7 protein-coding genes are annotated in these 6,179 nt (G+C 75.6%); 3 read left to right on the forward strand and 4 right to left on the reverse strand.

Annotation, left to right across the window (positions count from 1 at the left end; all coding sequences use genetic code 11):
- Nucleotides 1-155: 155 nt before the first annotated feature.
- From ACIQOV_RS22795 to ACIQOV_RS22805, 3 genes are all read right to left on the reverse strand, one after another.
- Complete coding sequence (locus ACIQOV_RS22795) at nt 156-1,004, reverse strand: ABC transporter permease (RefSeq protein WP_401051127.1); 849 nt, start codon at nt 1,002-1,004, stop codon at nt 156-158.
- Nucleotides 1,001-1,957, reverse strand: coding sequence for an ATP-binding cassette domain-containing protein (locus ACIQOV_RS22800; RefSeq protein WP_401051130.1), 957 nt, complete (start codon nt 1,955-1,957; stop codon nt 1,001-1,003). The genes ACIQOV_RS22795 and ACIQOV_RS22800 overlap by 4 nt, the downstream gene beginning before the upstream one ends.
- 152 nt (nt 1,958-2,109) lie before the next feature.
- Nucleotides 2,110-3,438 carry a hypothetical protein gene (locus tag ACIQOV_RS22805; protein WP_401051132.1) on the reverse strand — a complete coding sequence of 443 codons (1,329 nt, stop codon included), beginning with the start codon at nt 3,436-3,438 and terminating at the stop codon, nt 2,110-2,112.
- A 131-nt stretch (nt 3,439-3,569) separates the two neighbouring features.
- On the opposite strand from ACIQOV_RS22805, the gene ACIQOV_RS22810 reads away from it, so the two are divergent.
- The 3 genes from ACIQOV_RS22810 (at nt 3,570) to ACIQOV_RS22820 (ending at nt 5,064) form a co-directional block, all read left to right on the forward strand.
- The gene (locus ACIQOV_RS22810; RefSeq protein ID WP_401051134.1) at nt 3,570-3,962 is read left to right on the forward strand and encodes a DUF302 domain-containing protein; all 393 of its coding nucleotides are present in this window, start codon (nt 3,570-3,572) and stop codon (nt 3,960-3,962) included.
- A gap of 10 nt (nt 3,963-3,972) precedes the next feature.
- A complete protein-coding gene (locus ACIQOV_RS22815; RefSeq protein ID WP_401051137.1) occupies nt 3,973-4,815 on the forward strand; it encodes a universal stress protein in 843 nt (280 codons plus the stop codon).
- A gap of 69 nt (nt 4,816-4,884) precedes the next feature.
- Nucleotides 4,885-5,064 (forward strand): hypothetical protein, encoded by a 180-nt coding sequence (locus ACIQOV_RS22820; protein ID WP_401051140.1) that lies wholly within the window; start codon nt 4,885-4,887, stop codon nt 5,062-5,064.
- A gap of 85 nt (nt 5,065-5,149) precedes the next feature.
- On the opposite strand, the gene ACIQOV_RS22825 is transcribed toward ACIQOV_RS22820, so the two are convergent.
- Nucleotides 5,150-6,136, reverse strand: coding sequence for an alpha/beta fold hydrolase (locus ACIQOV_RS22825; protein WP_401051142.1), 987 nt, complete (start codon nt 6,134-6,136; stop codon nt 5,150-5,152).
- Nucleotides 6,137-6,179: the final 43 nt, after the last annotated feature.

Here is a 6,179-nt window from a genome sequence, read left to right on the forward strand (position 1 = left end):
GTCGTCGGCCCGGATACCTCCGGCCGCGAACGGGCTCGTGGTGGTGGCGTGCTCGCTCACCGGTGGCACCTCCCTGGTCGGCCGGGCTGTCGAGGTCGTGGGTGCGGCGCCGGTTGGCCCCGGCGCCGCGATGGATCGTCTCCGCTCCGAGTCTCTCAGGCGTCGGTGCGCACCAGCCGCACGGCCGCCGCGCCGAGGGCGAGGACCATCCAGCCGAGGAAGACGGCCAGCCCCACCGTCGGCGAGAGCGTGGTCGAGTCGTGATGCAGGGCGAACATCGCCTCGCCCGCGTGGCTGGGCAGGTAGGGGCTGAGGTGGCTCTGCCAGGAGCTGGGCAGCAGCGATGTCAGCCCGGGGACCAGCATCAGCGTGGCCACCAGCACCGCGATGCCGCCGGCCACCGAGCGCAGCAGCGCGCCGAGCGCGACGCCGATCACACCGACCAGCGCGAGGTAGAGCCCGGCGCCCAGCAGGCCGCGGACCACCCCGGCGTCGGAGAGGGTCATCGCCACCCGGGTGCCGGAGAGGACGCCGCTGTCGGCGACGAAGACCGCGAACACCCCGACGGTGCCGAGCACCAGCGCGATCAGCCCGTACACGGCGGCCTTGGACCAGAGCACCGGCAGTCGGCGCGGCACGGCGGCCAGGGTCGAGCGGATCATGCCGGTCGAGTACTCCCCGGCGGCGACCAGCACACCGAGGACGCCGAGGGCCAGCTGGGCGAAGTTGGTGCCGAACAGGGAGAGGCTCAGTGTGCTCGCGCTCGCGAAGTCCCGGTCCATCGGACGGCCGGAGGTCATCCGTGACTTGAACTGGTAGGCGGCGATCAGGCCGAAGCCGACCAGGAAGAGCAGGGCCAGCCCGAGGGTGATCCAGGTGGAGCGCAGCGACCACAGCTTCGCCCACTCGGAACGCAGCACCCGCACCGCCGTCACCCGGTACGCGGGGCGCGTGGGCCGCAGGTCACCAGAGGCGGGCATCGGGCTCGGTGCGATGGTGGTCATGCCGCACTCCTCGGGGTCTCACCGGCGGGGGCGCCGGCGGCGGTGATGGTCGTGCCGTGGTACTCGACGGCGTCGCGGGTCAGGTCCATGAACGCCTCCTCCAGGGAGACGGCCCGAGGGGTGAGCTCGAACAGGGCGATGCCCCGCTCGGCGGCGGCCAGGCCGATCTCGCGGGCCGTGCGTCCGCTGACCAGCAGTTCCTCCGAGCCCGCCCGGCCGGTGACCTCCACACCGGGGCCGGCCAGCGCGGTGCGCAGCCCGGCCGGGTCGGCGCTGACCACCTTGACCACGTCGCCGCCGGCCTGGCGGACCAGGTCCTGCACGGTCGTGTCGGCCAGCAGCCGGCCCCGTCCGACGATGATCAGGTGGTCGGCGACCAGGGCCATCTCGCTCATCAGGTGCGAGGAGACGAAGACGGTGCGGCCCTCGGCGGCGAGCGAGGTGAGCAGGTTGCGGATCCACAGCACGCCCTCGGGGTCGAGGCCGTTGACCGGCTCGTCGAGCATCACCGTGGCCGGGTCGCCCAGCAGGGCGGAGGCGATCCCGAGCCGCTGGCCCATGCCGAGCGAGAACGCCCCGGCGCGCTTGCGGGCCACCGACGACAGCCCGGTCAGCTCGATGACCTCCTCGACCCGTCGGCGCGGGATGCCGTGGGTGTGGGCCTGGGCCATCAGGTGGTGGAAGGCCGAGCGGCCCGGGTGGATCGACTTGGCCTCCAGCAGCGCGCCGACCTCCTGGAGCGGCGCCGCGTGCTCGGCGTAGCGGCGGCCGTTGACCCTCACCGAACCGCTGGTGGGGGCGTCCAGCCCGACGATCATCCGCATCGTGGTGGACTTGCCCGCGCCGTTCGGCCCGAGGAAGCCCGTCACCGTCCCCGGCCGGACCGTGAAGTCCAGCTGGTCCACGGCCGTCTTCTCCCCGTACCGCTTCGTCAGCCGGTGCGCCTCGATCATCGCTCACCTCTGTGCTCCGGGGCCGGTCCGTCCGGCCGCCCTCGTGCACCACGCTACGTGCGGAGTCGGCTCCGATCCGTGGTACCGGAGTCCGATCATCGGCGCGCCCGTAGTACCGCGGTACCACCCCGACACCCCACCGCAGCAGCCGGTCAGCGGTGCTCCGCGAGCACGGCCCGGACCTCCGCCAGCAGCGTCCGGTGGTCCTCGCCGTACGTCGCCACCGCCGCGAACACCGCGTCGACCGCGGCCCGCAGCGGGTCCGGCCCGGCCGCGCCGAGCAGGGCGGGCAGCGCCAGGTGCGGCTGCGACAGCGGCCGGTCGGGGTCGATCGGGCCGAGGCGGGCGGTGCGGATGACGACCGGCGACGGCCCCGCGACCGACGGCGCCGCGGCCAACGTCCCCGCGACCGATGTCTCCGGGTGCTCCGGCCGCTCCGGGGCCGTCACGGAGAAGAACGCCTGCCGCCGCACGGGCACGGACATCGGCCGCGGGGCGTTCGGGTCCGCGTGCGGCGGGCGAAAGGGCTCGCGCTCCGGCGCGACGGCCCGGCGGACCGTCCGGGCGGGGACGCGCGGGTCGTCGGCCAGGGCCTGCCAGGGACCGGCCGGGTCGTCGAAGGGCGGCGGCAGCGGGCGCCCCTCGTCCAGGGCGGTCAGCGCGGCGGCGATCCAGTCGAGCCCGGCGAGCCCGGCCGCCGTGCAGGCGCGCCGGGCCGCGAGCCGCGCCACCGAGCGCTGGACCCGCGGGCCGGCGTCGTCCAGGGTGTGCAGCAGGGGTGCGTCGAACTCCAGCAGGCCCCGCACCTGGCCGGCCGGCTCGCGCAGGGCCTCGCTCGGCCGCCGTCCGCCCCACTCCCACGACTCGGCGCCGGCCCGGTTCTCCTGTTCCGCGCGTTCCCGGGCGCGGCGGGACCGGAGTTCCTCCGCGACGCGTTCCTCGGGCGTGGGGGGCGGCGGCAGCCGCCGGGCGTAGTCGTGCCAGTACGCCGCTGTCCGCGAGGTCTGCCGCAGGACGCGGTCCGGCTCGGGCGGGGCGGGCCAGAACTGGAGCGCGTAGCGGTCCGCCTGCGGTTCACCGGACGCCCGGGTGTCCCGCCGGCGCCCCTCGTCGATGCCCCGGGCGCAGTAGCGCACCCGGTGATCGGCCTCCGCCAGGTCCAGCTCCCGGACGGTGCCGCCACCCCATTCCACCAGCAGGCACCGGTCCGTGGACGGACGGAAGGAGGTCTCGACCACGTCCTCCCACTCGTGGTCCAGCGGCGGGGCCTGCTCGTGCACCTCGACGGTGAAACCGACGGCACCGGTGTGCAGCCCGGTGGTCAGCCAGAGCGATCCGGGGACGGCCGCGCCGCAGAGCCCCGCACGCTGGCCCGCGAACGCCTTCGCCAGGTCGGGCCCGGGACCGTCGGGATCGCTCTCCACGTAGATCTGTCCGTAGTGGACCCGGACCTCGCCGTCGACCGGCCTGCGCACCTTCACCACACCCTCCCCGGAAGCAGTTCGGCCCGAGCCTAGGCGCGGCCACCGACAACGGGCCGCCGATCGCTCCGGGAGGCGGCAGGGGCGGCGTCCGCCGATACTGGGGCCGCCCGGATTCTTCTGGAGGAACCATGGACTACGGTCTCGGCGTACGGCTCGACCGGCCGTTCGCGCAGGCGGTGGAGGCGGTCACCGCCGCGCTCAAGGAGCAGGGCTTCGGCGTCCTGACCACCATCGACGTCCGGGCGACGCTGCGCGAGAAGATCGGCGCGGAGATCGAGGACTACCTGATCCTCGGCGCCTGCAACCCCGCCCTCGCCCACCGCGCCCTCCAGGCCGACCGCCGGATCGGGCTGCTGCTGCCCTGCAACGTGGTGGTCCGGGCGGACGGCGGGGCCACGGTGGTGGAGGCCGTCGACCCGCAGACCATGGTCACCCTGGCCGGCCCGGGCGGCGGGCTGGGCGAGGTCGCCGACGAGGCGGCGCGGCGGCTGACCGCCGCCCTGGACGCGCTGCGCGGATGAGGAGCAGACCATGACCGCACCCGTCGTCGCCGGATTCGACGGCTCCCCCGAGAGCCGCGCCGCCACCGAGTGGGCCGCCCGCGAGGCGCAGCGCCGCGGCTGCCCGCTCGATCTCCTGCAGGCCTGGCCCTGGCCGCACCAGGACGTGGTCGGCAGCGAGGAGACCTACCGGCACGCACTGGACCAACTCGATCTCCGGGCCGATGAGTTGCGCCCACTGGCCGGTGTCGGGCCGGTCACCTCGGCGATCGTCCCGACCGATCCGGCCGAGGCGCTGGAGGCGGCCGGGAACTCGGCCGGCCTGCTCGTCCTGGGCTCGCGCGGGCTGGGCGCGGTGCGCGGCTTCCTGGTCGGCTCGGTGAGCCATGAGGTGCTGCGCCGGGCGAGCTGTCCGGTGGTGCTGGTCCGGGCGGAGGCGGTCGAGTCGGACGGCCCGGTGCTGGTGGGCGTCGACCTGACCCACCCGATGGACGACGTGCTGGCCTTCGCCTTCGACGCGGCCGCCCGGCGCCGGGCCCCGCTGCGGGTGGTGCACGTCTGGTCGCCGCCGATCTCCAGCCAGTACACGGCGCTCCAGGCCGTCGGCGGGCTGGGCGAACTCTCCTCCGTCGACCGGGCCCGCTTCGCCGAGCAACTGGCCCCCTGGCGGGAGCGCCACCCCGACGTGTCGGTGACCGCCGACCTGATCCAGGGCAGCCGCTCCGTCGACCTGGTGGACGCGGCGGACGGGGCCCGGCTGCTCGTGGTCGGCCGCCGCACCCGCCGCACCCTGTTCGGCGCCCACCTCGGCCCGGTGGCGCACGCCGCGATCCACCACGCGGTGTGCCCGGTCGCCCTCGTCCGGCACGCCTGAGCGGCGAGGGGGCGGCGAGGGAGCCGCGGCGGAGCGGCGGCCGGCCCTACGCGGGCCGTCGGCCGGCACGTGCGCGGCGACCGCGAGGGCGGCGACATCGAGGCCTACGCCCGGGGCTTCCGCGCCGCGGGCGTCCGCGAACTCACCACCGCGGTGGTCGCCGACGCCGGGCACTTCGCCCAGGAGGAGCAGCCCGCCGCCGTCTGGGCCGTCCTGCGCGACGTCACCGCCGTACGGCCGACGCTCTGAGACCCGCCGCCGGCGCGCGGGCCGGCCCGGCCGGGCGCGGTCGGCAGGGGACAAGGCCCCTGGCCGGCCCGGCCGGGCCGACCGCTCAGCGGGTGCCGCGCCGGCGGGTGATGCGGGTGAGCACCGAGCCGGACAGCAGCGCGGCGGCGCCGACCGCGCCGACCGCGGCGACGGCCCGCCCGTGGGAGCCGGTCGCCGCGAGCTCGGCCGCGAGCTCGGCCGGGGCCGCGGCAGCGCCGCCGGCGGCGGCGCCCGCTGCCTCGCGGATCTGGCGGACGATCTCGTCGGGGTGGGACATCATCGACACGTGCGAGGAGTCGATCTCGACGGTGCGCGACTTGGCGCGCCTGGACTCGAAGCGCTCCAGGTCGGGGGCGATGGCCCGGTCCTGCCGGGAGACGACGAACCACGACGGGATGTCGCGCCAGGCGGCGGCGGTGGCCTTCTCGGCGAACCCGACCTGGGAGACGGGGCGCTGCTCGGCGGCCATCAGCCGGGTGCGGGACTCCGGCAGGTCGGCGGCGAAGACGGCGCGGAACTTCTCGCTCTGGATGTAGAGGTCGACTCCGCCGCCGCCGGTGCCGGTGAAGGGGACGGCGTTGAGCGCGGTGGCGAGGTCACTGCCCGCGAACTTCGTCGACAGTTCGGCCGGGGACTCGCCCACGTCGGGCGCGAACGCCGACACGTAGACCAGAGCCCTGACGTTCGGGTTCCCGGCGGCGGCCTGGGTGATGACGGCTCCGCCGTAGGAGTGGCCGGCCAGCACGATCGGGCCGCTGATGCTCTTGAGCAAACTGGCCACGTAGGCGGCGTCCTCGGTCAGACCGCGCAGCTCGTTGGGCGGGGCGAGGACGGTGAACCCGTCGTCCATGAGGCGCGTGGCGACGTCGTTCCATCCGGAGGCGTCCGCGAACGCGCCGTGCACCAGGACCACCGTCGGCCTCCCGCCGCCGCCCGGCCTGCCGCCGTCCTGGGCGGCCGACGCGGGTGGCGCGGTGGCGGCGACCGCACAGGTCGCGAGCGCCACCACGGCGGCGGAGGAGATCGAACGGCGGGACAGCGATATGCCCATGGTTCCTGCCTTTCAGCGAGGTGAGAGGGGGATGGAACCACCC

This window comes from Kitasatospora sp. NPDC091257 (genome assembly GCF_044757675.1).
GTDB classification, from domain to species: Bacteria; Actinomycetota; Actinomycetes; order Streptomycetales; family Streptomycetaceae; genus Kitasatospora; species Kitasatospora lactacystinica.